This is a genomic window from Streptomyces xinghaiensis S187, from assembly GCF_000220705.2.
Lineage (GTDB): Bacteria > Actinomycetota > Actinomycetes > Streptomycetales > Streptomycetaceae > Streptomyces > Streptomyces xinghaiensis.
This window is the reverse complement of the sequence record NZ_CP023202.1, coordinates 3,359,699-3,384,446: the sequence shown is the minus strand read 5'-3', so window position 1 is coordinate 3,384,446 and position 24,748 is coordinate 3,359,699. Positions and strand designations below refer to the sequence as shown.

Annotated in this window: 22 protein-coding genes and 3 pseudogenes; 11 read left to right on the top strand and 14 right to left on the bottom strand. The window is 71.9% G+C overall.

From position 1 onward, the window contains the following. Positions 1-240 precede the first annotated feature (240 nt). The 5 genes and pseudogenes from SXIN_RS14470 (at position 241) to SXIN_RS14450 (ending at position 6,070) form a co-directional block, all read left to right on the top strand. Positions 241-1,512 (top strand): aspartate kinase, encoded by a 1,272-nt coding sequence (locus SXIN_RS14470; protein WP_019707498.1) that lies wholly within the window; start codon positions 241-243, stop codon positions 1,510-1,512. After that, positions 1,509-2,612 carry an aspartate-semialdehyde dehydrogenase gene (locus tag SXIN_RS14465; protein WP_019707499.1) on the top strand — a complete coding sequence of 368 codons (1,104 nt, stop codon included), beginning with the start codon at positions 1,509-1,511 and terminating at the stop codon, positions 2,610-2,612. The genes SXIN_RS14470 and SXIN_RS14465 overlap by 4 nt, the downstream gene beginning before the upstream one ends. A gap of 467 nt (positions 2,613-3,079) precedes the next feature. After that, positions 3,080-3,655: pseudogene (locus SXIN_RS14460) on the top strand (SigE family RNA polymerase sigma factor). 329 nt (positions 3,656-3,984) lie between these two features. Next, entirely contained in the window at positions 3,985-4,974 is a 990-nt protein-coding gene (locus SXIN_RS14455) for a hypothetical protein (RefSeq protein WP_157916290.1), read from the top strand. Positions 4,975-5,092: 118 nt separating this feature from the next. Next, positions 5,093-6,070: an SURF1 family protein gene (locus tag SXIN_RS14450; RefSeq protein WP_095758046.1), complete on the top strand. Its 978-nt coding sequence runs from the start codon at positions 5,093-5,095 to the stop codon at positions 6,068-6,070. 45 nt (positions 6,071-6,115) lie between these two features. On the opposite strand, the gene SXIN_RS14445 is transcribed toward SXIN_RS14450, so the two are convergent. Next, positions 6,116-7,984, bottom strand: a complete 1,869-nt coding sequence (locus SXIN_RS14445; protein ID WP_019707503.1) for a S9 family peptidase — start codon at positions 7,982-7,984, stop codon at positions 6,116-6,118. Positions 7,985-8,054: 70 nt separating this feature from the next. Between SXIN_RS14445 and SXIN_RS14440 the strand changes: the two genes are divergently transcribed. Together SXIN_RS14440 and SXIN_RS14435 are read left to right on the top strand one after the other, a co-directional pair. Next, complete coding sequence (locus tag SXIN_RS14440) at positions 8,055-8,819, top strand: class I SAM-dependent methyltransferase (protein WP_019707504.1); 765 nt, start codon at positions 8,055-8,057, stop codon at positions 8,817-8,819. A gap of 73 nt (positions 8,820-8,892) precedes the next feature. After that, positions 8,893-9,189, top strand: coding sequence for an MTH1187 family thiamine-binding protein (locus tag SXIN_RS14435; protein WP_019707505.1), 297 nt, complete (start codon positions 8,893-8,895; stop codon positions 9,187-9,189). Positions 9,190-9,236: 47 nt separating this feature from the next. Here the strand turns inward: SXIN_RS14435 and SXIN_RS14430 are convergent, their stop codons facing one another. After that, the gene (locus tag SXIN_RS14430; protein ID WP_039820404.1) at positions 9,237-9,596 is read right to left on the bottom strand and encodes a DUF4333 domain-containing protein; all 360 of its coding nucleotides are present in this window, start codon (positions 9,594-9,596) and stop codon (positions 9,237-9,239) included. Positions 9,597-9,723: 127 nt separating this feature from the next. Continuing rightward, a pseudogene (locus SXIN_RS14425) lies at positions 9,724-10,407 on the bottom strand (DNA glycosylase AlkZ-like family protein); the annotation flags it as partial. A gap of 18 nt (positions 10,408-10,425) precedes the next feature. Between SXIN_RS14425 and SXIN_RS14420 the strand changes: the two are divergent. Continuing rightward, positions 10,426-10,980, top strand: a pseudogene (locus tag SXIN_RS14420) (helix-turn-helix transcriptional regulator); the annotation flags it as partial. Between the two features lie 50 nt (positions 10,981-11,030). Here SXIN_RS14420 and SXIN_RS14415 read toward each other — a convergent pair. Beyond that, a complete protein-coding gene (locus SXIN_RS14415; protein ID WP_019707509.1) occupies positions 11,031-11,906 on the bottom strand; it encodes a helix-turn-helix transcriptional regulator in 876 nt (291 codons plus the stop codon). A gap of 219 nt (positions 11,907-12,125) precedes the next feature. Here SXIN_RS14415 and SXIN_RS14410 point away from each other — a divergent pair, with 219 nt between their 5' ends. Continuing rightward, on the top strand, positions 12,126-13,148 hold the full coding sequence (locus SXIN_RS14410) for an aldo/keto reductase (RefSeq protein WP_019707510.1): 1,023 nt from the start codon (positions 12,126-12,128) through the stop codon (positions 13,146-13,148). Positions 13,149-13,281: 133 nt separating this feature from the next. Here SXIN_RS14410 and SXIN_RS14405 read toward each other — a convergent pair whose 3' ends face one another. The 6 genes from SXIN_RS14405 to SXIN_RS14380 form a co-directional block, all read right to left on the bottom strand. Beyond that, positions 13,282-13,668 (bottom strand): PIN-like domain-containing protein, encoded by a 387-nt coding sequence (locus SXIN_RS14405; RefSeq protein WP_019707511.1) that lies wholly within the window; start codon positions 13,666-13,668, stop codon positions 13,282-13,284. Then, positions 13,658-14,314 (bottom strand): DUF433 domain-containing protein, encoded by a 657-nt coding sequence (locus SXIN_RS14400; protein WP_039820419.1) that lies wholly within the window; start codon positions 14,312-14,314, stop codon positions 13,658-13,660. The genes SXIN_RS14405 and SXIN_RS14400 overlap by 11 nt, the downstream gene beginning before the upstream one ends. A gap of 85 nt (positions 14,315-14,399) precedes the next feature. Next, positions 14,400-15,368 carry a hypothetical protein gene (locus SXIN_RS14395; RefSeq protein ID WP_019707513.1) on the bottom strand — a complete coding sequence of 323 codons (969 nt, stop codon included), beginning with the start codon at positions 15,366-15,368 and terminating at the stop codon, positions 14,400-14,402. A gap of 271 nt (positions 15,369-15,639) precedes the next feature. Beyond that, positions 15,640-15,858, bottom strand: coding sequence for a DUF397 domain-containing protein (locus SXIN_RS14390; protein WP_019707514.1), 219 nt, complete (start codon positions 15,856-15,858; stop codon positions 15,640-15,642). 66 nt (positions 15,859-15,924) lie between these two features. Next, on the bottom strand, positions 15,925-16,056 hold the full coding sequence (locus SXIN_RS32180) for a DUF397 domain-containing protein (protein WP_238153967.1): 132 nt from the start codon (positions 16,054-16,056) through the stop codon (positions 15,925-15,927). Further along, positions 16,019-16,933, bottom strand: coding sequence for a helix-turn-helix domain-containing protein (locus SXIN_RS14380; protein WP_019707516.1), 915 nt, complete (start codon positions 16,931-16,933; stop codon positions 16,019-16,021). The genes SXIN_RS32180 and SXIN_RS14380 overlap by 38 nt, the downstream gene beginning before the upstream one ends. A 178-nt stretch (positions 16,934-17,111) precedes the next feature. Between SXIN_RS14380 and SXIN_RS14375 the strand changes: the two genes are divergently transcribed. Further along, on the top strand, positions 17,112-17,714 hold the full coding sequence (locus SXIN_RS14375; RefSeq protein ID WP_095757071.1) for an ATP-binding protein: 603 nt from the start codon (positions 17,112-17,114) through the stop codon (positions 17,712-17,714). A gap of 279 nt (positions 17,715-17,993) precedes the next feature. Here SXIN_RS14375 and SXIN_RS14370 read toward each other — a convergent pair whose 3' ends face one another. From SXIN_RS14370 to SXIN_RS14355, 4 genes are all read right to left on the bottom strand, one after another. Next, positions 17,994-18,644 carry a hypothetical protein gene (locus SXIN_RS14370; RefSeq protein ID WP_019707519.1) on the bottom strand — a complete coding sequence of 217 codons (651 nt, stop codon included), beginning with the start codon at positions 18,642-18,644 and terminating at the stop codon, positions 17,994-17,996. Positions 18,645-18,844: 200 nt separating this feature from the next. Further along, positions 18,845-21,835, bottom strand: coding sequence for an AfsR/SARP family transcriptional regulator (locus SXIN_RS14365; protein WP_095757070.1), 2,991 nt, complete (start codon positions 21,833-21,835; stop codon positions 18,845-18,847). Between the two features lie 215 nt (positions 21,836-22,050). Beyond that, the gene (locus tag SXIN_RS14360) at positions 22,051-22,869 is read right to left on the bottom strand and encodes an SGNH/GDSL hydrolase family protein (protein WP_019707521.1); all 819 of its coding nucleotides are present in this window, start codon (positions 22,867-22,869) and stop codon (positions 22,051-22,053) included. Then, positions 22,856-23,425 carry a PadR family transcriptional regulator gene (locus tag SXIN_RS14355; RefSeq protein ID WP_039820405.1) on the bottom strand — a complete coding sequence of 190 codons (570 nt, stop codon included), beginning with the start codon at positions 23,423-23,425 and terminating at the stop codon, positions 22,856-22,858. Before SXIN_RS14355 ends, SXIN_RS14360 begins: the two co-directional genes overlap by 14 nt. Positions 23,426-23,762: 337 nt before the next feature. On the opposite strand from SXIN_RS14355, the gene SXIN_RS14350 reads away from it, so the two are divergent. Next, positions 23,763-24,581, top strand: coding sequence for a hypothetical protein (locus SXIN_RS14350; protein WP_019707523.1), 819 nt, complete (start codon positions 23,763-23,765; stop codon positions 24,579-24,581). The last annotated feature ends 167 nt before the right edge of the window (positions 24,582-24,748 follow it).

Sequence of the window (24,748 nt, the reverse complement as noted above, 5' to 3'; positions counted from 1 at the left end):
TCCCGTTACGCGCCGTCTCAGTACGTGAGCTGCGTCTCCTTCCCGTGTGGGGTGCCGGAAACCGGGCAGGGGTCGTCGCTGGAGCGGGTGGGGACGCCCGCCCGGTGATCATGTTCTGAGACGGTGTCTCAGTGGGTGAAACCCGGGCGTCCGTTTTCGCCCGCTCGATAAACTGAGCCGACCGCAGGGTTCCGCTTCGCCGCGGGGCCCCCGGAAGACAAGAGTTGCGAGGAGCGCACCGTGGGCCTTGTCGTACAGAAGTACGGCGGCTCCTCCGTCGCCGATGCCGAGGGCATCAAGCGCGTCGCCAAGAGGGTCGTGGAAGCCAAGAAGAACGGCCACCAAGTGGTCGTCGTGGTGTCCGCGATGGGCGATACGACGGACGAGCTGATCGAACTCGCGGAAGAGGTGTCCCCGATGCCCTCGGGGCGCGAGTTCGACATGCTGCTGACCGCCGGAGAGCGGATCTCCATGGCCCTGCTGGCGATGGCGATCAAAAACCTGGGCCACGAGGCGCAGTCCTTCACGGGCAGCCAGGCCGGTGTCATCACCGACTCGGTCCACAACAAGGCCCGGATCATCGACGTCACGCCCGGCCGGATCCGCAGTTCGGTGGACGAGGGCAACGTCGCCATCGTGGCCGGTTTCCAGGGCGTCTCCGCGGACAAGAAGGACATCACCACCCTCGGCCGCGGTGGTTCCGACACCACCGCCGTCGCCCTCGCCGCGGCGCTCGACGCCGAGGTGTGCGAGATCTACACGGACGTCGACGGCGTCTTCACCGCCGACCCGCGGGTCGTCAAGAAGGCCCGGAAGATCGACTGGATCGCGTCCGAGGACATGCTGGAGCTGGCGAGCTCCGGCTCCAAGGTGCTCCTGCACCGCTGCGTCGAGTACGCACGCCGATACAACATCCCGATCCACGTGCGGTCCTCTTTCTCCGGACTGCAGGGAACCTGGGTCAGCAACGAACCGCGAGGGGACCAGCCGATGGAGCAGGCACTCATTTCCGGTGTCGCGCACGACACGTCCGAGGCGAAGGTCACGGTCGTCGGGGTGCCCGACAAGCCGGGCGAGGCCGCCAAGATCTTCCGGGCGATCTCGGACGCCGAGATCAACATCGACATGGTCGTGCAGAACGTGTCGGCGGCCACCACCGGCCTCACCGACATCACCTTCACGCTGCCGATGACGGACGGCAAGAAGGCCATCTCGGCGCTGGAGCGGACCAAGGACGCCGTCGGCTTCCAGTCCCTGCGCTACGACGACCAGGTCGCGAAGGTGTCGCTGGTCGGCGCCGGCATGAAGACCAACCCGGGCGTCACCGCGACCTACTTCGAGGCGCTCTCCAAGGCCGGGGTCAACATCGAGCTGATCTCCACCTCCGAGATCCGCATCTCCGTGGTCATCCGCGCCGACGAGGTCAACGAGGCCGTGCGCGCCGTGCACACCGCCTTCGGCCTGGACAGCGACAGCGACGAGGCCGTCGTCTACGGAGGGACCGGCCGATGAGCGCCGCCGGCACAGGAACCGGCACAGGCGCCGGCGGCGGGGCCGGCCGCAAGCCGACCCTCGCCGTCGTCGGGGCGACCGGTGCCGTGGGCACGGTCATGCTCGGCATCCTCTCCGAGCGCAAGGACGTCTGGGGCGAGATCCGGCTGATCGCCTCGCCGCGCTCGGCGGGGAAGAAGCTCACCGTGCGCGGTGAGGAGGTCGAGGTCGTCGCGCTGAGCGAAGAGGCGTTCGAGGGCGTCGACGTCGCGATGTTCGACGTGCCCGACGAGGTGTCCGCGCAGTGGGCGCCGGTCGCCGCCGCCAAGGGCGCGGTCGCCGTCGACAACTCCGGCGCCTTCCGGATGGACCCGGACGTGCCGCTGGTCGTCCCCGAGGTCAACCCGCACGCCGCCCGGATCCGTCCGCGCGGCATCATCTCCAACCCCAACTGCACCACGCTGTCGATGATCGTCGCGATGGGCGCGCTGCACGCCGAGTTCGGCCTCAGCGAGCTGATCGTCTCCTCGTACCAGGCCGTCTCCGGCTCGGGCAAGGAGGGCGTCGACACGCTGCGCGAGCAGATCGGCAAGATCGCGGGGACGGAGCTGGGCACCCAGCCGGGCGACGTCCGCCGCGTGGTCGGCGACCTCGGCCCGTACCCGGCGCCGATCGCCTTCAACGTGGTGCCGTTCGCCGGCTCGCTCAAGGAGGACGGCTGGACGTCTGAGGAGCTGAAGGTCCGCAACGAGTCCCGGAAGATCCTCGGCCTGCCGGATCTGCGGGTCACCGCGACCTGCGTCCGGGTGCCCGTCGTCACCACGCACTCCCTGACCGTCCACGCGCGCTTCGAGAACGAGGTCACCGTCGCCCAGGCGCACGAGATCCTTGCCGCCGCCCCCGGTGTGGTGCTCTACGACAACCCGGCCGCGGGGGAGTTCCCCACCCCGGCCGATGTCGTGGGCACCGACCCGACCTGGGTCGGCCGGGTGCGCCGGTCCATGGACGACCCCCACGCGCTGGAGCTGTTCGTCTGCGGCGACAACCTCCGCAAGGGGGCGGCGCTCAACACCGCCCAGATCGCCGAGGTGGTCGCCGCGGAGCTCACGGCCGCGGTGTGACGCGACCGCGGTGTGACGCGGACGCCGCCCCGGACGCTGGGGGGTACGAAGGCACGGGACGCCGTGCCCGCTCAGCGGACGGAAACCGGTCGACAAGGTTGACCCGGGCGATAAGATGTGGACGCTTTGCGGGTTCTGTGAAGGCTTTGTGATCGTAACGATGATCAAGGGCGCTTGAACTGGATCATTGTTCTGTTCGACGATGCGCTCCCCGCCTGCCGCAACCGCGGCCGGGCGGGGAGCGTCTTTGCAGCAGTCCCTCGAAGTCGCTCAACTCAATGGGGCATTGGGGGATGAACTGTGCACATGAGGGCATTCGATGCATCGGCAAACGTGGCGGGGCGCGCGTACAACCCTGACGGGGGGTCGCGTGTCCAACAGGCGTGGCAGAGGCATTCGGTATGGCATCAACCCCTGGGGGCGGCGCGGCGGTTCTGCGCCCGCCCCGTTCGCGCACGCTCGGCGGGATGCCGGTGATCGCCCCGATGCCCGCAGCGCGGCCCGCCCGCATCCCGAACCAGCGCGAGGGCGCTGACGACGTGACGGCAGCGGGCACCACAGTCGACTACCTCACCGAGACCTACCGCGCGCACTACCGCTCCCTGCTCGGTCTCGCCGCACTGCTGCTCGACGACACCGCCTCGTGCGAGGACGTCGTCCAGGAAGCCTTCATCCGGGTGCACTCCGCCCGCAACCGTGTCCGCGATCCGGAGAAGACCCTCGCGTACCTGCGGTAGACGGTCGTCAACCTCTCGCGCTCGGCCCTGCGCCGCCGCATCCTCGGGCTCAAGCTGCTCTCCAAGCCCATGCCCGACATGGCGAGCGCCGAGGAAGGCGCCTACGAACAACTCGAGCGGGACCAGCTCATCCGCGCCATGCGGGGGCTGCAGCGCCGGCAGCGCGAGGTCCTCGTCCTGCGCTACTTCGCGGACATGACCGAAGCGCAGGTCGCGGACACGCTCGGCATATCGCTCGGCTCGGTCAAGGCATACGGATCACGGGGGATCGCGGCGCTGCGCGTCGCCATGGAGGCCCCGGCATGACAGATCTGCAGCATGGAGCGGACGGCCCCGAGAGGCCGGACCGTTCCCATGATTCGCCGCGCCCCGAAGAGCCGGAACCCTCGGGCTCGCCGGAGAGCGCTGACCGCACGGACGGGCCCGCGGAGGAATCCGGTGGATCCGGTGTCGAGGGATTGCTGAAAGCCCTGAGAGCGACCGGGGGGACCGGAGCGACCGGAGCGTCGGGAGCGCCGGAGAGCGGGGCGGAACCGGAGTCCCCGGAGGACACCGGCCCCCGGGGCGATCGCCCGGAGCCGTCCGGCCGGCCGGAGAAGTCAGGCGGCCCGGACGCCGCCGGGCCGGACTCGGCCATGGACGAGGAGGCGCTGCGGCGGCTGCTGCGGACCGTCGTGGAGGACATCGAACCGTCCCGCGACTCCCTGGATCACCTGCGGCACGCCGTACCGGCCCGCCGTGCGCGCAAGCGGCAGGCGCTGGTCGGTGCCGTCGCGGCCGTACTCCTCGTCGGCACCGCCGTGCCGGGCCTGCTCCGGGTCGCGGACTCCGGCACGACCGATGAGGACCAGCGGGCCAACGCGGCCAGCAGCCAGCGGACCCAGGGCGGCGCCGACGGAACCGGCGGTGACGACTCCGGGGCCGGCGAGGCCGATGAGCGCAAGCCCGGCAAGGCCGCGGAGAAGGAGGGCGGCCAGGACACCGGGAACGGCGGGAAGAGCGAGCACGACCGGCAGCGGAACGGCAGCGGCGCGAGCGCGGGCGCCACCCCCTCCCAGGGCATGGCCGCCAGTTCGCCCAGCTGTGAACGCACCCAGCTCGGCAGCGGAACGGCGGTCAAGGGCGAACCGGACTCCGAGAGCAAGATCTACGGCAGCTTCCGTCTCGTCAACGTCTCCGACACCACCTGCACCGTCTCCGGTCCCGGGCTGGTGACCGCCGCACCGCAGGGCACGGCCGAGAACATCCAGGTCGTCGACCACACGCTCGGCGACGCGGCCACCGGCCTGCCGGACCCGGCAGCGGACACGCAGAAGCTCATCCTCGAACCCGGTCAGGCGTACGAGGTCAGATTCGCCTGGGTGCCGGCCCAGGGTGGTCCCGGAGGGTGCCCGACCCCGGGCACGTCCCCGGAACCGGAGACCTCCGACAGCCCGAGCGGAGACGGCACCATGTCCGACGGCGGCAACCAGACCATGGGCGCGTCGACGGAGGAGGAGCCGCCGCCGAGCGGGAGCGTGCTGCTCACGCACATTCCCGAGGCGGGTGAACCGGCCGCGTCCACGGTGACGATCGGCAATGTCTGCGCGGGAACGGTCTACCGCACCGGCGTCATCGCCGGCTGAACCCCGGTCGCGCTCCGGCCGCCGTCCCCGCCGGACGGAGTCGGTGCGTCCGGGGACGGGCCGGGGCCCCGCACACCCCGGCATCCGCTCCGCGGCCGTCTCCCCGTACCGTGGGTGTGTGTACCGGTTTCTGCTGACTCCCCGATGGTGGGGGATCAATGTCTTCGCCGCACTCGCCATTCCCTTCTGCCTCTTCATGGGCAGCTGGCAGCTCGGCCGGTTCGAGGCGCGCGCCGACTCGCACCGGGAGCAGCAGCAGAGCGCGGAGTCCACGGCGCGGCAGACCGCCGAGCCGCTGGCCGAGCTGCTGCCGGTCACCCAGCGGACCACCGGCCGGATCGCCGAGGCGACCGGCACCTACGGCACCCAACTGCTCGTCCCGGAACGCCGGCTGGACGGCCGGGACGGCTTCTACGTCCTGACCCTGCTGCGTACCGGTGACGGTCCCGCCCTGCCGGTCGTCCGGGGCTGGCTGCCCGGCGACGCGAACACCGCGGACGCACCGGCGCCGCCGGAGGGCGAGGTCAGGGTCGTCGGCGCGCTCCAGGCCCCGGAGAACCGGAGGTCCGAGGGAGCGCGCGCCGGCGGCCTGCCCGAGGGGCAGATCGGCATCATCAGCGCCGCCGCGCTCGTCAATGTGGTGCCGGACGACGTGCACAACGCCTGGATCACCCTGACCGAGGGCAGCGACGGGCTGCGCCCGGTGCCCCCGGCCGTCGCCCAGAACACCGGGCTCGACCTCAAGGCGTTCCAGAACCTCGGCTACACCGGTGAGTGGTTCGTCTTCGCCGGCTTCGTGCTCTTCATGTGGTTCCGCCTGTTCCGCCGCGAGGTGGAGACCCAGCGCGACCTGGCCCTCGGCCTGGTCCCGGCCGCGGCGGGCGGCCCGGCCACCGCACTCGCTCCGTCCGCCGGAACGGTGCCGGCCGGAGAAGCCGCGCCCTCCGCCGGGACGGCCGGGACGGCCGTGTCGGAGGAGCCCACGGAGACCGCCGCCCCGGACAATTCCGCGTCTGCGGACGAACCCGCGCTTCCGCCACCGGCGGGGACGGCCACCGGCCGGAGCGGCGGCGGGCGCACCGGAGCGGAAGCCTGACCCGCACGCCCCGCCCGGAGCCACGCCGCCGCCCCGGCGCCGGGGTCACACCCCCAGGTGCCGCCGCACGAAGTCGATCTCCATCCGCAGCTGCTTGATCCGCTCCTCCACCACGAGCGATCCGTGCCCGGCGTCGTAGCGGTAGACCTCGTGCGGCACGCCGCGCTGTTCCAGGCGGCGGACGTAGTTCTCCACCTGGCGTATCGGGCAGCGCGGGTCGTTCACCCCGGCCGAGATGTAGACCGGGACCCGCACCGCGTCGACGTAGGTCAGCGGCGAGGAGGCCTCGAACCGCTCCGGGACCTCCTCCGGCGTCCCGCCGAGGAGCGTCCGGTCCATCGCCTTGAGGGCCTCCATCTCGTCGTGGTACGCCGTGACGTAGTCCGCGACCGGCACCGCCGCCAGCCCCAGCGACCACGACTCCGGCTGGGTGCCCAGACCGAGCAGGGTCAGATAGCCGCCCCAGGAACCGCCGGACAGCACCAGCCGCTCCGGGTCGGCGAGCCCCGACTCCACGGCCCACTCCCGGACGGCCGCGATGTCCTCCAGCTCGATCAGCCCGACGCGGTGCTTGAGAGCGTCGGTCCACTCCCGGCCGTAGCCGGTGGAACCGCGGTAGTTGACGCGGACGACGGCGAAGCCGTGGTCGACCCAGGCGGCCGTGCCGGAGGCGAAGGCGTCGCTGTCGTGCCAGGTGGGCCCACCGTGGATGTCGAAGACGCAGGGATAAGGCCCCTCGCCGGCCGGCTTCTGCACCAGCGCGTGCACCCGGCCGCCCGGCCCCTCCACCCAGGCGTCGGTGACCGGCACCGAGCCCGGCGCCTTCGCTCCCGGCGGATCGAGGACGACCCGGCCCGTGGTCGAGCGGATCTCGGGCGGCTGCGCCGCCGAGGACCACAGGAACTCCACGGTGCCGTCCGGCCGCGCCGTCGCGCCGGAGACCGTACCGGCGGGCGTGTCGATCCGGGACAGCTCGCGGCCGGCGAGGTCGTACCACCACAGCTCGCCGCGGGCCTGATGGCTGTGTTCGACCAGCAGGGCCGAGCCGTCGGGGGACCAACCCGCGCCGATGTCCCCGGGAAGGTCGATGGCGAGGGCGGTCTCCTCGCCGGAGACCGGGTCCCAGATCATCGGCTCCCAGCGCCCGCCGCGCTGGTGCCCGACCAGCAGCCGGGAGTCGCCGGCCACCGGCGCGAAGCCCATCACCATCAGCCCGAGCTCCTCGGAGCCGCCCTTGGTGTCGTCCAGCTCGGCGACCGTCTTGCCGTCGAGCGTGACGACGCGGATAGCCGAGTGCATGGCGTCGCCGTGCTCGGTGTGCTCAATGGCGATCAGGGAGCTGTCGTACGACAGATCGCCCACCCCCGCGGACTCCGGATGCCGGTAGATCTCCACCGGCTCACCGCCGGGCCGCACCACGTGAAGGGACGAACCCCCCTCCCCCTCGCCGTCCGCGGACTCGTCCACCGACCGGCCGACGACCGCCGTGCCGTCCCGGCCCAGGGCCAGCCCCGCCGGGTACGAGGGGTCGAGGCCGGGCACCGCCGGTGCGTCCTCCCCGCCCTCGAACGGCTGCCGCATCCAGACGCCGAACTCGTCCCCGTCCGTGTCGCGGAACCACCAGATCCACCGGCCGTCCGGGCTCAGCACGCCGTCCGTCGTGCCGTTCGGCCGGTCCGTGACCTGGCGCTGCGCGCCCGTCGAGCGGTCCCAGGCGTACAGCTCGAAGACGCCCGTGGCGTTCGAGACGAACAGCGAGCGGTCCGGGGCGTCCTCCGCCCACTCGGGGAGGCCGACCCGCGGGGCCCGGAACCGCAGCTCCCAGTCGGGCACACCGGGCCCGGAGGGCGCGGCGGCCCCGGTGGCGGCGGACGCGGGCAGGGCGGAGGAGCGGGCAGAGGTCTCGTCGGTCATGCCCCCATTCTGCGGGAGGCGTACGACAAGCCGCTGGTGCGGTCCGCCGCCTGTGGATAACGTGCCCGGCATGCATGCGAGACGCGCCGCCCCCGACGACTGGCCCGAGCCGGAGGACTCCGACGACCTCGACGCCTTCCGGCACGGACAGGACACGATCCGCGAGATCGAGGCGTCCGGGGTGGGGGACGTCACCGGCAGAACGCTGCTGCACCTGCGCTGCCGCAGCGGCCTGGACACGCTCTCCTGGGCGCGGCAGGGAGCCCGGCACGTCGTCGGCCTCGACAGCTCCGAGGCCGCCGTGGAGGCCGCCCGGGAACTCGCCGCCGACCTGGGCCTCGGCCCGGACCGCGCCGCCTTCGTCACCGCCCCCCTCTACGACGCGGCGCAGGCCGTGCCGGACCCCGCGTACGACATCGTCCACACCGGCGCCGGAACCCTCTCCCGCCTCCCCGACCTGCGGCGCTGGGCCGAGACCGCGGCGGCCCTGGTCGCCCCGGGCGGCTTCCTCCACCTCACCGAGTTCCACCCGCTCACCGGCGTCCTCGACGACGAGATGGGCGCCCGGATAGTACGCGACCACTTCAGCCGCGACCCGTTCGACGACACACCGGACAGCCACCCGGACTTCGACACCCAGGCCGTCCGCCACCCGATGGGCGAGGTCGTCACCGCCGTCGCCGAGGCGGGCCTGCGCGTCGACTTCCTCCACGAGCACGACATCACCCGCTTCCAGCGCTTCGGCTCCCTGGAACCCCGCCGACCCGGCCCCCGCCGCCCCGCCGACCGCCCCCTCGTCCCCCTGCTCTACTCACTCCGCGCCACCCGGCTGTGAGGGGGCGCCGCCCGCGCGGGCATGATCGGACCAGCAGCTCCACGACAACCGACAGCCGAGGGAGTGACCAAGGATGATCGTCGCGTTCTCCGTGACGCCGATCGGATCCGGCGAGGACGTCGGCGAGGACGTGGCCGAGGCCGTACGCGTCGTACGGGAGAGCGGCCTGCCGAACCGCACCGACGCGATGTTCACCAGCGTCGAAGGTGAGTGGGATGAAGTGATGGACGTGGTGAAGCGCGCCGTCCAGGCGGTCGAGGCCCGCGCGGGCCGCGTCAGCCTCGTCCTCAAGGCCGACATCCGCGAGGGCGTCACGAACGGCCTCACCAGCAAGGTCGAAACGGTGGAACGCCTCCTCGCCGAGGACTGACCGCGCAGGGTGTCGGCTGAAGCCCCGGTCACCGAGCGGCGAGTTGATCAGTTCGTGGCCGGGGACGCCGTGTCATCGGCCTTGATGTCGAAGTTGATCTGGTCTCCTTCGACCGAGGTCACCTTGACCGATACCCCCAGGGTGCTGCCGTCGTCCGCTGTGAGCATGCACCGAGTGGTTGTGCCGACCTTTCCGGCCAGGTTTTCGGGACAGTCGACACGCGGCTCCGGCTGGCCGGTCGTCGCGGCGAGCTTCTCTGCGACCGTGGCAGCCAGTTTCTCCGCGGACAGTTCCGGTGCCGATTTGCCGGTCTCGACCGAGGCCGAGGCCGAGCAGCTGGTGAGCAGCACGCCGGCGGCCACGGCGGAGAGGAGCAACGGCACTGCGGACAACCGGCTTGCGGTCATGACGGACTCCGGCCTTGGCGATCACGGGTGGGAAGACGCGGGAAGCATACGTGGCGAAGGCACTCGGCGAGGGCGCTTCGGCACGAGCGGTGAGCCGACGGGCTTCCCGACCGGCCGGGGAGGCGGATCAGGGATTCTCGGTGATCTCCACGCGGTCGCTGTCCTGGTCGGAGAGGAACAAAGCCAGTGCCCGGCCCTCTTCGGCCACGCCGGAGCGTTCCGTGCGCCTGAGGCGGCGCAGCGGGGTGATGGTGACGGTGGCGTCCCGGTCGGTGGTCCACGTCGCGCTGACCCGGCCGTCGACCAGGACGACGCGCTCGCCGGCGACCGACAGGCCGCGGTGGGCGTCGTCGATGATCCTGCCGCGGTACTGATAGCCGAGGACAGCGTTGTCGAAAGCGGGCAGGAACCGGACGGGGGCGGGGGTGCCGGGATCGGGGCGGGGAGCGTCGGGCAGGTCGAGGAGTTCCCGGCCGCGCTCGTCGCGGAAGGTGACCAGCTCTTCGCGTATCGCGGCGATCGCCGCGGGCAGTCCGGCGAGGCCGCACCAGGCGCGCAGATCGGCCGAGGTGGCGGGCCCGTACGCGGCCAGGTAGCGCCGTACGAGGGCCCGGCCGACGGGGTCGGTGCCGTCCGGGGCGGGCGGGGGAATCTCACGGCCGAGCCAGGCGGACAGCAGGACGTGGCGTACGCCGGCCCTGGTGCGCCACAGCCCCCGCGGCGGGATCTGCGCGGCGGGCACCAGGGCCGGGACCAGCATTTCGCCCAGTGCGCGCCGCTGCCGCCCCGCGGCCGGCCACTGCCCCGCCACCGGGCCGCTTCCCCGTCCGCACCGGACGCCGACGGCAGCACCGGCGCTCCCTCACCGCGCCGGGCCGAGCCCCACCACCTGATCACCTGGGGCGGGCGCTGGTACCTCGTCGCCTGGGACCTGGACCGCGAGGACTGGCGCACCTTCCGCGCCGACCGCATCGCCCCGCGCACCCCCACCGGCCCCCGCTTCACCCCGCGCGAACTGCCCGGCGGTGACGTGGCCGCCTTCGTCACCGCCGGATTCCGGGGCTCGGAGAACCCCGCCGGCCCCGGCGACCACGGGAGCTCCGACAGCCCAGGCGGCTCCAGCACCCCAGACGGCCACGGCTGGCCCTTCCGAGGCGAGGTGATCCTGGACCTGCCCGCCGCCGAGGTGGCCCCGTACGTCCACGACGGAACCGTCGAGGATCTGGGGCCGCACCGCTGCCGGCTGGTCCTGGGCTCCTGGTCCTGGCCGGCTCTCGCCACCGCCTTCGCCAGGTTCGACGCCGACTTCGAGGTCGTGGGCCCCGCGGAACTCACCGACGCCTTCGCGCGCCTGGCCCGCCGCTGCGCCGCCGCTTCCCGATGAGCCGGGCGCCGTGCCGGGCCGACCGGTGATCCGCGCTGCCCGCCGCGAACCTAGGCGGGCAGGCCGCTGCCCCCGCCCGCCACGGAGCCCTGGTTGAGGTCCTGAAGGCCGACCACGCGCAGCAGTTCGAGCCGTTCCTGGGACCTGCTGCCCGGACGGGCGGTGTAGACGATCAGCCGTTGGTCGTGCTCCGGACTCAGCAGGACCTCGCAGTCCAGCTCCAGCAAGCCGACGACCGGGTGCAGGAAGCGCTTGACGTCGGTGCGGCGCACGGCGACGTGGTGGGCGTCCCACAGCGCCGAGAACTCCTCGCTGCGGGCACGGAGTCGGCGTACGAGCCCGGCCAGCCGGGCGTCGTCCGGGCGGCGGGCCAGGGTGGCGCGCAGGTCCGCCACCGCCGCGCGACCGGCACGGTCGCGGTCCTCGGCCGGGAAGAGCTCCCGCGCGGACGGGTCCGTGAAGTAGCGCCAGACGATGTTGCGTTCCGCTGCCGGGCGGGCGGAGACGTCACCGTGGAGCGCCCTGGCCATCGCGTTCTGCGCGAGGACGTCGCCGCGGTCGCTCACCACCTGGGCGGGCGTGTCCGTCAGCCGGTCGAGGACGAGCAGCAGGCCGGGGCGGACGTGCTCGGTGACCGGCCGGTGGCGCGAGGGCTCCTCGCCGGCTAGGTGGAAGAGGTGGTCGCGTTCGTCGCCGGTCAACCGCAGCGCGCGGGCGACGGCGGCGAGCATCTGGCGGGACGGGCGTGAGCCCCTGGCCTGCTCCAGCCGCGTGTAGTGATCGGTGGACATACCCGCCAGCTGCGCCACCTCCTCGCGGCGCAGCCCCGGTGTGCGGCGCCGCGCGCCCTGCGGCAGGCCCACGTCGGCAGGGGCGAGCCGGGCACGGCAGTGGCGCAGGAAGTCGGCCAGTTCGGTTCTGTCCACGCACCCACTGTGCCCCGGCCCGCCGGGCGCAGCCAGGGACCGCCCGTCCCCGGACAAGGACGTCTCTCCCGCCGCCGCCCGCACCGCCGCACGCTGGAGCCCGGCGCGGCGGACCGATGCCGTCCGCACGGCAGTTCGTCCGCCTCCGCGAGGTCTGCCGGCGCTGCCGTGCACTCCCCCTTCCCAGCGAACTTCCCAGCGAGCAAAGGACTGTTCCGTATGCAGTACCGCACACTCGGGCGAACCGGTATCAAGGTCAGCCCTTACGGGCTCGGCGCACTGATGTTCGCCACGTCCTTCGGCAACCCCGACCCCGGCGACTCGGCGCGCATCATCCACAAGGCGCTGGACGCGGGTATCAACCTCATCGACACCGCCGACGCCTACGGCGACTCGGAGGAGGTCGTCGGCAAGGCACTGCAGGGCCGGCGGGACGGTGTCGTCCTCGCCACCAAGGTGAGCCGGCCGATGGGGGACGACCCCAATCACCAGGGGGCCTCACGGCGCTGGATCATGACCGCGGTCGAGAACTCGCTGCGCCGTCTGCGGACCGACCACATCGACCTCTACCAGATCCAGCGGCCGGACCCCACCACGGACATCGAGGAGACGCTCTCCGCGCTCACCGACCTGATCCGCAGCGGAAAGGTCCGGGCGATCGGGACGTCCACAATGCCGGCGTCCGGCATCCTGGACGCCCAGTGGGTCGCCGAGCGGCGCGGTCTGGCGCGCTTCCACACGGAGCAGCCGCCGTACTCGCTGCTCGACCGCGGTATCGAACGCGAGGTGCTGCCGGTCGCCCAGCGCCACGGCGTGGGGACGCTGGTGTGGGGCCCGCTCGGGCAGGGCCTGCTCACGGGGCGCGTCCGCAAGGGCGGGCCGAACGAACTCCGCCGCGCCGGCCTCTTCCGGCACATGTCCGACGAGCGCCGTGTCGACGCCGTCGAGCGGTTCACCTCCCTCGCCGAGGAGGCCAGCCTGCCGCTCACCCACCTCGCCATGGCCTTCGCCATCGCCCATCCCGGCGTGACGAGCGCGCTCGTCGGACCGCGCACGATGAACCATCTCGACGACCTGCTCGCCGGCCTCGACGTGACGCTCACCGACGACCTCCTCGACCGGATCGACGAGATCGTCCCGCCGGGCACCGATGTCGGCCCGCTCGACCAGGCCTACGTGCCGCCGGCCCTCCAGCAGCCGGGCCTCCGCCGCCGGCCCGCCGGCGAACGCGGCGCTGCCTGAAGCGCCTTGACACCTGCCGCCGATGGCAGGACCGCCGACCGCAGCGTCCCGGACGCACCTGCGGAAGGAGCAGCCGGTCCGCATTCTGGACTTGAGTCCTTGAGCGTGAGAGGCGGGCAGCCCCGACCGCCCGTCAGGGCCACGTGCGTTCGATGCGGTCGTGCCGCACCGCGTAAGCCGCAGGGCCGCCCTTCTCGACGGCCCGGTGGATCGCATCGCGGCGCGCGACGAGCCGTTCGACCATCTCGTTGCTGCGAAGCTGCTGGTTGTCCAGGTAGAACAGCACCGCCTCGCGCTCCAGGACGGGCTCGATCTCCAGATCCCGGGTCTTGATCCGTCCGTCCTTCGACAGCGGCACCCAGGACCGGTCGAGCCCGTGGGTGATCCACTCCTCGTCGGGAACGTCCTGCCCGTCATCCGGGAAGACCTCGCCGATCCGGTGAACGATCCACCCGCAGGACCTCAGCCCTTCGGCGACACGGCGGCCGAGGTTCCGGTCGAGGAAGAACTCAGGCGGCAAGGCGCACCACTGCATGGCACAGGGCGTCGACCTGTTCCGGCGTCATGTCGAAGTCGTATGCGATGTCCTCGACGGTCTCCCCGGCCTCCCAGAGATCGGTGATGGCCTTCACCGGGACGCGGTTGGAGGCCACGACGGGGCGGCCGTGCCCGAACCGGGGATCGATCAGGACCGGCACGGAGTCCGGGTACTGCCTCAGCCGCAGACTGGAGGGGAAGTCGTCGTCCGGCTGCCAGGTCAGATAGCGAAGGTAGTCGGAGACCACCTCCTGGATCGGTGCTTGACCATCTCTGGCCCGGCGAAGATCCCCGAATCCGTGCTCCACGAAGATGTCCACGCCATCCGTGGCGATCCGCTTCGAAACAAGGCCGTAAGGAGTGTCGAAGGCATCTCGCACGGCGGCTGCGGCTTCCCTGATCTCGCTCATCCGCAGGCCCAGGGAGCGCAGAGAACGGAGTACGTGTGCCTCGGCGACGGCGATGAACGGTACCGATGGCTGCCCCGTCCGTACGGGTTCCACCTGGTGGACGAGGGGCGCTCCGGCGGCCTGGCCCTTGAGCCACGACTTGAGGGTCGACTGCGGGATCTCAAGGTAGGAGGACGTTTCCGTGGGCGTCAGGAGTCCGTCCGTGAACCGGTCGACCATGATCCAGCTCCTTCCCGTGCCGAGGCTCGCATGGTCGCACACCAAGCCTTCCACCTGCGGCCCGAGCACACATCGGCTCACCGTCTCAACCGGCCGCACGCAGCGCCTCCTCGGAGCGACAGTCCCGGCAGCGTCCGGGCACCGGGGCGCGGAACGCGCGTTCGCAGCCGTCGCAGGTCTGGAAGGGCAGGACGGCCGGGTGGTTCACGGGGTGCGCCGGTGGGGGTGGAGGTGGGGCGGGGAGGGGTGTTTCGCGCAGTCGGAAGGCGAGGATGCCTGCCGGGCGGGCGTGGAAGCGGTCCGGGAGCCCGGTGGTCAGCAGTTCGGTGATCTGTGGTGCTTCGACGCCCGCAGCGAGCCACTGGGCGACGGCCGGTGCGAGACGCGCGGCCTCCCGCGCGGAGAGGACCAGACGCGGATCGGCCCGGCGCAGGGCGGCGAGTACGGCGACGGCTCGGGGATCGGCGGCTGCTTGCGGATCGGCGGGTTCCCGGGGCTGAGCGGCAGGCTCCGGGCCGGTGGCGGGCTGCGGTGCGGCGCCGGTGAGTGGTGTCGGCCTCTCCGCCTCACTCCGCTCGGGCGGGGGAGCGGGCGCGGGCGCCGGTACGGGTACGGGCGAGGCCGCCGACGGGACCGACCGCTTCCGGGGTCCGGTCCGGCGCGGCCTCGGCGGCCCGGGAGGAGGTCCGTCCGGATCGGTGCCGGAGCCCGGCACGTCGCGGACGTACGTTCGGGTGCGGATCCGCCCGGAGGGCAGCCGCTCGCGTCGGCGTTCCAAGTACCCGGCCCGCTCAAGCTCTTTGAGCGCCCGGGAGATCAGGATCTCCCCCTCGGTGAAGTGCTCGCAGAGCGCGGCGATGCTCACGGGGGAGCCGTCGGGCAGGGAGAGGATGTAGGCCGCGACGCCGATCGTGACCGCGCTGCCGCGCCGCTGGGCGAGGGCGTTGGAGATCACGGTGAAGTCGGCCGTGAGGCGGGTGCGGAGGTGGATCACGCCGGAGGTCGGAGCTCCGGCGTCGGCGCGCAGGCGCGCGTTAGACTGCGGGTCAGCCATCGGGAAGGTGTCTTCTTCCTGATCGGTCAGGCCCTCGATCGGGATTGCCGTCCCGGCCGGGGGCCGTATCTGTTTGCGGTTGTCCCGGTGAACGTAACGGCCCAAATCCCGCCCCGGCAAGCCGGTCACCCGGACGGGTGACACGGGCCGGGAGGGTGGGTGGGCGGGTAGTTCTGTTCCCGGTTCTTTGGGAGGTCAGCGGCCCGCCGGGCCCTGGTGGACAAGGAACCGGCGGACCCGGGAGACGGCTTCCGGCCAGAGCCCGGCCAGCTCAGAGGCGGTGCCGCCCTGACTTCAACTCGGTTATGAACGCCGTCCAGGAGCTGGCTTCGAAGGTCAGGGCGGGGCCGTGTGGGGTCTTGCTGTCACGGACGGGGACGAGGCCGGGGAAGCCGTCGGCCACTTCCACGCAGTTGCCGCCCGCCTGATTGCTGTAGCTGCTCTTGCGCCAGTCGGCGCCGTTCGGATCGGGACGGGACTTTCGCTCCACGGTGGTTGCCCTCCATCACGCATCGGGTCATGTCGCGGACGGAACGGCTACCGGGCTCCGGTCGGTTCAGACCCGGTGCCGCTCTGACTTCAACTCGGCTATGAACGCTGCCCAGGAGCTGGCTTCGAAGGTCAGGGCGGGGCCGTGTGGGGTCTTGCTGTCACGGACGGGGACGAGGCCGGGGAAGCCGTCGGCCACCTCCACGCAGTTGCCGCCCTCCTGATTGCTGTAGCTGCTCTTGCGCCAGGCGGCGCTTTTCGGATCGGGATGGGACTTTCGCTCCACGGTGGTTGCCCTCCATCACGGATCGGATCATGTCGAGCGACATGAGCGGGGGCAGAGCTGCCGCCCGCAGCCGATCGTAGGTCAGTACGAAACCCTTGACCTCGCTCGGCTCCTCGATGAGTTGGCCGTAGTGCGCGCCCTCCGTATAGGCGACTTCCGAGCCGTCCGGCATGGTGAGTACGGTGAGCGAACCGCCCATGACGTCGTGCTCGCCCTGGTCGAACGGCAGTACCTGCACGGTGATATGTGGCTCCGCGCCGACCTCAAGAAGGCGCTCCAACTGGCCGCGCATCACAACCTGGCCGCCGACCGGACGCCTCAACACAGCCTCATCGAGAACGACCCACATCCTCGGCCGATCCGGGGTTCCGAAGCGTGACTGCCGTGCCATACGAGCCGTGACACGCTCTTCCAACTGCTCGTGGCTGCCGAGTGTTCGACCGACGCTCAGGACGGCCCGTGCGTAAGCCTCGGTCTGCAGCATGCCCGGCACCACATGAGCCGCGTACTCGCGGATGGCCACCGCCCGCTCCGCGTGCGCCATGAACTTCCGCGACCAGTCCGGGAAAGCCTCCCGATGCACATACGGCCACAGGTCGACCAGCAGGTTGTCCGCACCGAGGACCGCATCGAGCGCCCGCGCGAGCTCCAGCGTCGGTTTCGCCCCGGAAGCCCGTTCGATCTGCGTGATCCGGGTGCTCACCACGTGCGTTCTCCGGCCGAGTTCCGCCTGGGTCAGGCCGGCCGCCGTGCGCAGTCTGCGCACCCGTGCACCGAACAGCGCCGCCATGGACGTACTGGGGTCAATTCCGTTGGCCAAGGCGTTACTTCCGTTCCTTACGAACCACAAGATAAGGCTGAGCCATCTTCCGAGCCTAGGGCCGACCGACGACGCTTGAGCACGGAACGTGACACATCGCCTACACCGCGAGACGTGCGACGGCTCAACGGGCAAGGACGGAAGCACTGTGCTGACAGGAACGACCATTTCGGGTGAAGAACCTCCTCGGGGCGCCGGATCCCCGGTGGCGGAGGCCGTCGCGCCCGACGGCGAGACCGGCGAACGCCCTGCACCCGCACCGCAGTTCTCTGCACAGCTCGCCTCGTCCCCCCGAGGCGCGCGGCTCGCCCGGCGTCTCGCCGTGCGGCGCATGGAGGACTGGGGGTACCCGCCGGAGTCCGACGTGTCCTGCGCGGTCGCGCTCGTCGTCGGGGAACTCGCCGCCAACGCCGTGCGGCACGGCCGCGTACCGGGACGGGACTTCGCCCTCCGGCTCGGCCTGGACGGCGCGGCGGGCCTGGTCCGGATCGAGGTCGCGGACGCGGCCTCCGGGAAGCGGCCGCCCGCCGCCCCGCCCCCGTCGTGTCCCGAGGGCGAGTCCGGCCGCGGTCTGCTCCTGGTGGACATCCTGGCCGTGCGCTGGGGCTGCGAGCCCCGTCACCCGGTGGGCAAGACGGTCTGGGCGGAGGTGTCGACGGACGCCGTGGCCGGCGCCCACGCGGTGCCCGCGACGTGCCCCCCGCCCGCCGTTGCCGCTCGTAGGCGCTCTCCGGGACAGGCTTCCGTGTAAGCGGTGGGCGCCTTCCACTGCTCGTCCGCGCGGTCCGTCGCGTCACGGCCGCCGCGGTGGACGCGGCGCGGGCGGCCGGCCCGGCGAGGTACTCGGCCCGCAGCCCGGCGCGCGGGGTCAGCCGGACGAGGAGGCGCCGCACCATCCAGCCGCTGCCGGCCTCCCCCGCCGCGATCATGGTGATCGCGCTCTACGCCGTCCCCGGCCCGATGGGAGGCCGGAGCCTGCGCACTTCTCCGGCCACCGCCCGACCGGCGACGTGCGGGCGGGCGGTGGTTCTCACCTGGCCCAGGTGACCGGGCTGTCGCTGTACGCGTCGCCCTCGTCGAACGCGGCGGCGACGACGGGCGCGGTCTTCGTGGCGCTGAGCGAGCAACTCTCGTACGACGCACCCTTGGTGGTGAACTCGCGGGGCGCTGTCTCGCTGTCGCACTTGCCCGGGAGGCCGCCGATCAGGATGACGCCCGTGCCGCTCCCGCCTTCCAGCTCCCCGTCCAGCTTCAGCGACGCGTACGACAGGTCGGTACCGCCGACGTTCTCCACCTTCATCTTGATGAAGTACGGCGTCATTCCCTTCGCCTTGTCACCGAAGGCGGCCATGTCGGACTCCGTGCCCTTCTCGATCGCGGTGACGGTCACCGCGATGGTGCCCTTCTTGTCGCTCGTGTACTCGAACGGCAGGACAGCTCTGTCGCCGACCTTGAGTTCCGTGCCCGGCGCGGTGACGTCCCCCTCAGCCGGTGCGGCACCGCCGTCGCCGCTGTCGGCAGCCGGGCTCTCGCTGCTCGGCTCGGTCGCGGCCGAGGGCGGGACCGACTCCGCCTGCGAGTCCTGCGCCGCCGGCTTCTCCGCGCCGCTGTCACAGGCGGTGAGGAGTAGCCCGGCGGTGACCAGAGCTGCCGCGAACCCGATATGTCCCTTGTGCGTCACTGCTTCTCCATGGGAGTAACCGTCCGAGATGATCGCTCGAACGTCATTTCGCTTGCTGCCGGCAAGATGGCCGGAACTGTTCGGCGGGGTCGCCCGACGGGGATCGCGCCGCCAACGCGCACGGTGGCACATCCCGGAATATGGCCGGTACACGCCGGGAATACGTGAGGAGGCAGGTGCGCGCGGCACAGCTCGGCGGCTCAGCGGACCTTGCCCCGCACTGCGGACGCCTCCATGGCCAGGTTCTTCGCGGTTTTGACGTCCCCCGCCGCGGCCCGCAACCGGGCGAGCCCCTCCAGCGCACCTGCAAGCAGGTACGGGTAGCCGATCGTGCGGGCCACCTGCACCGCGCGTTCCCCCTGACAGATCGCGGCAGGCAGCTCGTGACGGTCGTGCAGGCGCACGTCGAGCAGATCGACGAGAACACGGGACTCGAACAGGGGATCATCAAGCGTACGCGCGATCTCGGCGCCTTCGAGGAGACGGCGGCGCGCATCGGCGTCCTCCCCGCGTGCCAGATGGAGACAACCCCAGGCATGAGCCAGGTAGAACGCGCCTGACGGCCCGATGTCCACGGCACGCGCGGCCAGCTCGGTGAACGACTCCGCCGCCTCCGCGTGCCGGCCCAGTGCGAGCTGAGCATGGCCGAGCCAGTAGGTGTCCCGCGCGATCAGGGTCCGGATCCCCTCCTTCCGTGCCCCGGCGACGATGTCCGTGAGGACCTCTGCCGCGGCCGCCGGTCTCCCCGCCTGGAGGTGAGCGAGACCGACCTGCGAGTACGCGTGCAGTGCCGCCGCGACCTGTCCGTTGGCGAGGAGCCGTTCGTAGGCCTCTCGGCCCGCTTCGATGGCCTCGCTCAGACGCCCTTCGGGCACGAGGAAGAACGGTGCGTTGCTCAGCGCCTCCAGGTAGCCCCTTGAATCCCCGATCTGCTGGAACAGGCGCATGGCCTCGGTGTTGGCCTCCTCGGCGGGGCCGTACCGGCGCCTGGTGTAGCGGAGTCCGGCCATGGAGATCAGCAGCCTGGCCCGGCCCCGCACGTTGCCCGCGGCCTTGGCCAGGCTCATCGCCGTCTCGTAGCACTCCTGCCAGTCGTCGAAGTACCGCTCCGTCTCGAACAGCGGGTGCCCGCCCAGGGCCAGCTCCCAGCAGAGTTCGTCCTGCCCCAGCTCCGCGGCCTGCCGCACACCCGCCACCAACGGCGCGCGCTCCTGATCCAGCAGGGCCATCGGCGGTCTGCACGGCGGCAGGCTCGCCTCCACCCGCTCAGGTCGCCACCGAGCGGCATCCCGTTGGAACATGCTCTGTCCCATGTGATCACGGTCGGCGATGTCAGTGAGGGCCAGAAGGGCGCTGAGGGCGCGGATGACGGCCGTGTTCCGGGCCGCCACCGACTCCTCCGCCTCCGCGCGTTCCTTCGCATACACGCGGATCAGGTCGTGGAAGCCGTAACGCGCCTGACCGTCCGGTGTTCCGCGCACGTCGAGCAGATGGACATCGACCAACTCGTCGAGGAGTTCCTGGGCCTCGGGCAGTTCGCTGTCGAGGGTGGCGGCCGCTGCCCAGAGCGGGAAATCGGGTGCTTCCAGCAGCCCGAGGAGCCGGAACAGCCGCCTTGCCTCCGGTCGGAGTCCGTCGTAACTCAGCCCGAAACTGGCCCGTACCTCAAGATCGCGGTAGCGGAGCGCGTCCAGGCGGTGCCGTTCGTCCGCCAGCTGCGACACCAGGTCCGCAAGACGCCAATGCGGTCGTGACACCAGGAGGGACCCCGCGATCCGCAGCGCCAGCGGCAGCCGCGCACACAGCCGGGCCAGGCCGGACAGCTCCGCCCCGGTGGCCGAGGCCAATCGGCCGTCCGTGCTGTTGCGCAGCATGGCCGTGCTGTCGGCCTCGGACATCTCGCGGAGCTCCACCCGGTGCGCGCCACCGAGCCCGCCCAGCCGCACACGGCTGGTGGCGATCACACCGCATGTACCGCTGGCCGGCATCAGCGGAGCCAGCTGCTTCTCGTCGGACGCGTCGTCGAGCACCACCAGGATCCGGCGGTCCGTGAGCATGCCCCGGTAGAGATCCACGCGTGCCTCCGGATCGTCCGGCACCGCGTTGGCCGGCACACCCAGCGCTCGCAGGAAACGACCGAGCACGGTGACCGGGCTGACCGGCTGGGTGCGCGCACCGGCCAGCGCCGCGAACAGCTGCCCGTCGGGGTAGGCGCACCTGAGGCGATGCGCGGCCTGCACCGCGAGCGCGGTCTTGCCGATCCCGCCAGGGCCCGAGATCGTCACCAGGGCGGCCGGCTCGTCGGCCGCGCGATCCTTGCGGAGCACTGCCACGATCCCCGCCGTTTCCGCCTGCTGGCCGCTGAAGTCGGCGAGTGCCGGAGGCAGCATCCGGGCGCGGTCGGCGGTCCGGGGCTCCGGCACCGCGATCGCGCTCACGGGGTCCGGCGGGCTGTCCGGCGTGGGCTTCTCACTGAGGATGGTCCGGTGCAGGTCGCGCAGCCTCTGTCCCGGTTCCAGACCGGTCTCCTCGATCAGGACGTCACGGACCCGCAGGTAGACCTGCAGGGCGTCCGCCCGCCGGCCGCAGCGGTGGAGCGCGAGCATGAGCTGGGCCCACATTCGCTCACGGAACGGGTGTTCCATCGTCAGCGCGGTCAGTTCGCCGAGAAGCCCGCTGTGCAGGCTGAGTCGAAGGTCGATGTCGATCCGGTCTTCGACTGCGCCGAGCCGCACTTCTTCGAGGCGAGAGGCCTCTGAGGCCAGAGTCGGGACATCGGCGATTCCTGCGAACGCCGGTCCCCGCCAGAGGCCCAGGGCCTCGTTGAAGAGCCGACGCGACCGCACGGGATCACCGGCCGCCGCCGCTCGGGCCTTGCCCACCATGTCCTCGAAGCGAGCCGAATCCAGTTCGCCGGGTTCGACACGCAGGAGATAACCCCGGCCCTGTCTGACGACCCGTCCGGAATCCCCCAGCTGCCGCCGGAGCCGGTGGGCATAGGTCTGCACGTTCTTGGTGGCGCTCTTTGGCGGTTCATCGCCCCAGAGCGCCTCTGTCAGCGAATCCTCGGAAATCGGTCGGCCGGGCTTGTGCAGCAGCACCGCCAGCAGCAAACGCACCTTCGGCGTGCCGAGTTCCAACGGTACGCCGGCCTGCCGCACAATCAACGGGCCCAATATTCCGAAGTCCACAGCCGCCCCCGTCTTTCGGCAGCGACTATATCGGTGGCCGCCTTGTCATGGGCCCGGCAGAGCCTGCCGAGCGGCAACCCCGGCTGTTCCGCGGAATCGGGCGATACTCGCGCCGGTGTCCGCCAGGTGCGGGCGAACGTGCTCGCTCCGGCGTACCGCACAGGGCCGGGGTGCCCGGCCGTTCGAGAGGAGACCGTCCGGGGCCGGGGCCTGCCCTACGAGGATTCCCCTTGACCGGTGCTCGCCGCAGCGTCGGGCCTGGCGCTCACGGGCAGGAGCCGGGGGCGTTTCGCGGTGCGGCCGTCGCCGGAGGACTGACCGCGCAGACGGCGCAGGAGCCAGGGGCCGAGGTGTGCGGCCGCCCAGCGCAGTTCGGCTTCCGCGGCTTGCCGGGCCGTGGGAACCCTCTGCGGCGGGAGGGGGAGTGCCCAGGCGTCATCGCTTCCGGGCAGGTTGATGGCTTGGGCGAGGGCCGCGGCGATCCGTTCGTGGCCGAGAGCGCTGGCGTGGAGCCGGTCCGCCGTCCACAGCCGTGGGTCGGTGGTGACGGCGTGCAGGCCGGTTTCGGCGACCACGACCCCGTGACGAGCGGCCGCTTCACGGATGTGGGTGTTGAGGTCGAACACGCGGGACCTGACGGGCCGGGCGAGGGGCGCGATCTTTCCGATGTCGGGGAAGGTCAGTGTCACCACCTGGGTCCCGGCCCCGGTGAGCGCGGCGAACATCTCCTCCAGGTGCCCGGCCACCTCCGCGGCGTTGAACCGGGGCCGGAGCAGGTCGTTGACCCCGGCGACGACGGTGGCCAGGTCTGGGCGCAGGGCCAGGGCAGGTTCCAGTTGTTCGGCGCGGACCTGGCCGGCGGTACGTCCTCGCACGGCCAGATTGGCGTACTGGAGCCCGGGGTTGACGGCCGCGAGGCGCTCGGCGAACCGGTCGGCGAAGCCGCGCAGGCCGGCGGTTTCGTCCCCGTCGCCCATTCCTTCGGTCTGACTGTCGCCCAGGGCGACGTAGCGCGTGTACTCACCGCTCGGCATGAGCTGTCCGCCTCTCCCGCAGGACGGTCGCGATCCGCAGGCACCAGTCCCGGTGTTCCTGCTCGAAGGCGAGGCCGCGCAGGCAGGTCAGATACGGCCCGATCCGCTCGCCCTCGCGGAGGAACTCCTCCTCGTCCGCATCGCCGCGCAGTCGCAGCAGCAGCTTGCCGAGAACCTCGATCTTGCCCTTGGCCGCGGACGCCCGCTCCTCAAGCTGTTCGATCACCGCTGCGGTACCGACGCGATCGGCGGCCTGGACCTTGACGAGCAGATCGTCGCGGATGAACGAGGGCCTCGACGCGGCCGCGGCGAACTCTTCCAGCTCGGCGCGACCGGCGTCGGTGACCTGGAAGAGGCGTTTGTTGGGCCGGGTCTCCTGGATCACCTGCCGGCCCGCGACCAGCCCTTCCTTCTCCAGCTTGGCCAGCTCGGCGTACAGCTGCTGGGGCAGGGCGTGCCAGAAGTTCGCGACGCCGACGTCGAACGCCTTCGCCAGCTGGTATCCGCTGTACTCGCCGTCCAGCAGCGCCGCCAGCACGGCATGTCGCAAGGCCATGGACGCAGCCCTCTTCCTCTCCTCGTCCGCCGCCGCGCATCATACTCAAGAAAATGACTAATCATATCCATGAGTACAGGCCGGGGAAGGTCATGGAGACGGTGGACGCTTCCGCGCCGCTGTGGAACAGGCGCCGACCGGGGCCGGCTCGGATGACATGACGGGACGGCGGGTGCGCCGGGCCCCGGGCGGAACCGGGGTGGGCTCACGTGCGCCCGACGGGCGCTCCGCAGCCGGTCAGCCGGTCGGTCGGCGCTTGAACGTCCTCGGCCAGCCATCCGTACGAAGCGTCGAACAGTCTGTTCCCAGACGTTTCCCGAGGCCCCGGAGGTGCCGCATGGCAGGCGTTGCCCCCGACGCCGTCGGCACCCTGCGCCTCGCGCGGGCCGGCGTGTTCGCGGCCGTCTGCGTGGTGACGACGGCCCTGGGGCATGCCCTGACCTCCGGCGGCCCGCTGCTCTGGTGGGCGGTGGGCCTGGCTTTCGCCGTGGCGGCGCCGGGCGCCTGGTGGCTGACCGGCCGGGAGCGCGGCGCCGTGGCGGTCGTCGGCACGACCGTGGGCCTACAGGCGCTGCTGCACCTGAAGTTCAGCCTCGCCGCCCACTGGCCGGTCCCTCTGCCGGACGCGACCGCCGCCGGCGGGCCGGGAGCCGGACACGGCTTCGGCGCGCACCACAGTGCGGCGTTCGCCCGCTCCGGTGTGGTGGTGCACCACCACGGGACGCATGCCGCGGCGGCGCCGGGAACCGGGACGGGAAGCGGGGCGGTCACGGGGACGGGGATGGCCGCGGATCCCCCGTCGCTGCTCGCAGCCGTGAGCCACGGGAACTCCGCCGGGATGCTCCTGGCGCACCTGCTGGCTGCCGTCGTGTGCGGGCTGTGGCTGTGGCGGGGCGAGGCGGCGGCGCACCGGCTCGGCCGGGCACTGGCCGCTCTGCTGTCCGCACCACTGCGCCGCCTTCGCGACGTGCCCTTCCACCCGGCGGACGTACGGGACGCGCGCCGCCCGTGCCGTTCGGCCGCCGCCGGCTGGGAGCGCCCCCAGCCGGTACCCGTCTCCCTGCGGCACGCCGTCGTCCGCCGAGGGCCACCGCGTGGCCGGTCCGCGATCGCTCGCCCGTCTCCCGGTCCACTGCTGCTCGCCGTACGGCCCTGAATCCGGCCGGTTCCCGGCGTTCCGGGCCAGGGGGACGGGCCGACGGCCGATGCCCGTACGCGCACCGGCCTGTCCTCTCCGGCCCGGGCCATTGCCCCTCGGTGGCCGCGCGGTGGCGTGCCTGTACGCGCCACCGCCGTCTCCTCGCCCGGGCCCGGTCCGACCCA

Bases quoted from the DNA above. Each gene is read 5' to 3' on its own strand.
- SXIN_RS14465 (WP_019707499.1), top strand. From the start codon at position 1,509: ATGAGCGCCGCCGGCACAGGAACCGGCACAGGCGCCGGCGGCGGGGCC.
- SXIN_RS14455 (WP_157916290.1), top strand. From the start codon at position 3,985: ATGGACGAGGAGGCGCTGCGGCGGCTGCTGCGGACCGTCGTGGAGGAC.
- SXIN_RS14445 (WP_019707503.1), bottom strand. From the start codon at position 7,984: ATGACCGACGAGACCTCTGCCCGCTCCTCCGCCCTGCCCGCGTCCGCC.
- SXIN_RS14440 (WP_019707504.1), top strand. From the start codon at position 8,055: ATGCATGCGAGACGCGCCGCCCCCGACGACTGGCCCGAGCCGGAGGAC.
- SXIN_RS14435 (WP_019707505.1), top strand. From the start codon at position 8,893: ATGATCGTCGCGTTCTCCGTGACGCCGATCGGATCCGGCGAGGACGTC.
- SXIN_RS14430 (WP_039820404.1), bottom strand. From the start codon at position 9,596: ATGACCGCAAGCCGGTTGTCCGCAGTGCCGTTGCTCCTCTCCGCCGTG.
- SXIN_RS14410 (WP_019707510.1), top strand. From the start codon at position 12,126: ATGCAGTACCGCACACTCGGGCGAACCGGTATCAAGGTCAGCCCTTAC.
- SXIN_RS14400 (WP_039820419.1), bottom strand. From the start codon at position 14,314: ATGGTCGACCGGTTCACGGACGGACTCCTGACGCCCACGGAAACGTCC.
- SXIN_RS14395 (WP_019707513.1), bottom strand. From the start codon at position 15,368: ATGGCTGACCCGCAGTCTAACGCGCGCCTGCGCGCCGACGCCGGAGCT.
- SXIN_RS14380 (WP_019707516.1), bottom strand. From the start codon at position 16,933: ATGGCGGCGCTGTTCGGTGCACGGGTGCGCAGACTGCGCACGGCGGCC.
- SXIN_RS14360 (WP_019707521.1), bottom strand. From the start codon at position 22,869: ATGCCGAGCGGTGAGTACACGCGCTACGTCGCCCTGGGCGACAGTCAG.
- SXIN_RS14355 (WP_039820405.1), bottom strand. From the start codon at position 23,425: ATGGCCTTGCGACATGCCGTGCTGGCGGCGCTGCTGGACGGCGAGTAC.
- SXIN_RS14350 (WP_019707523.1), top strand. From the start codon at position 23,763: ATGGCAGGCGTTGCCCCCGACGCCGTCGGCACCCTGCGCCTCGCGCGG.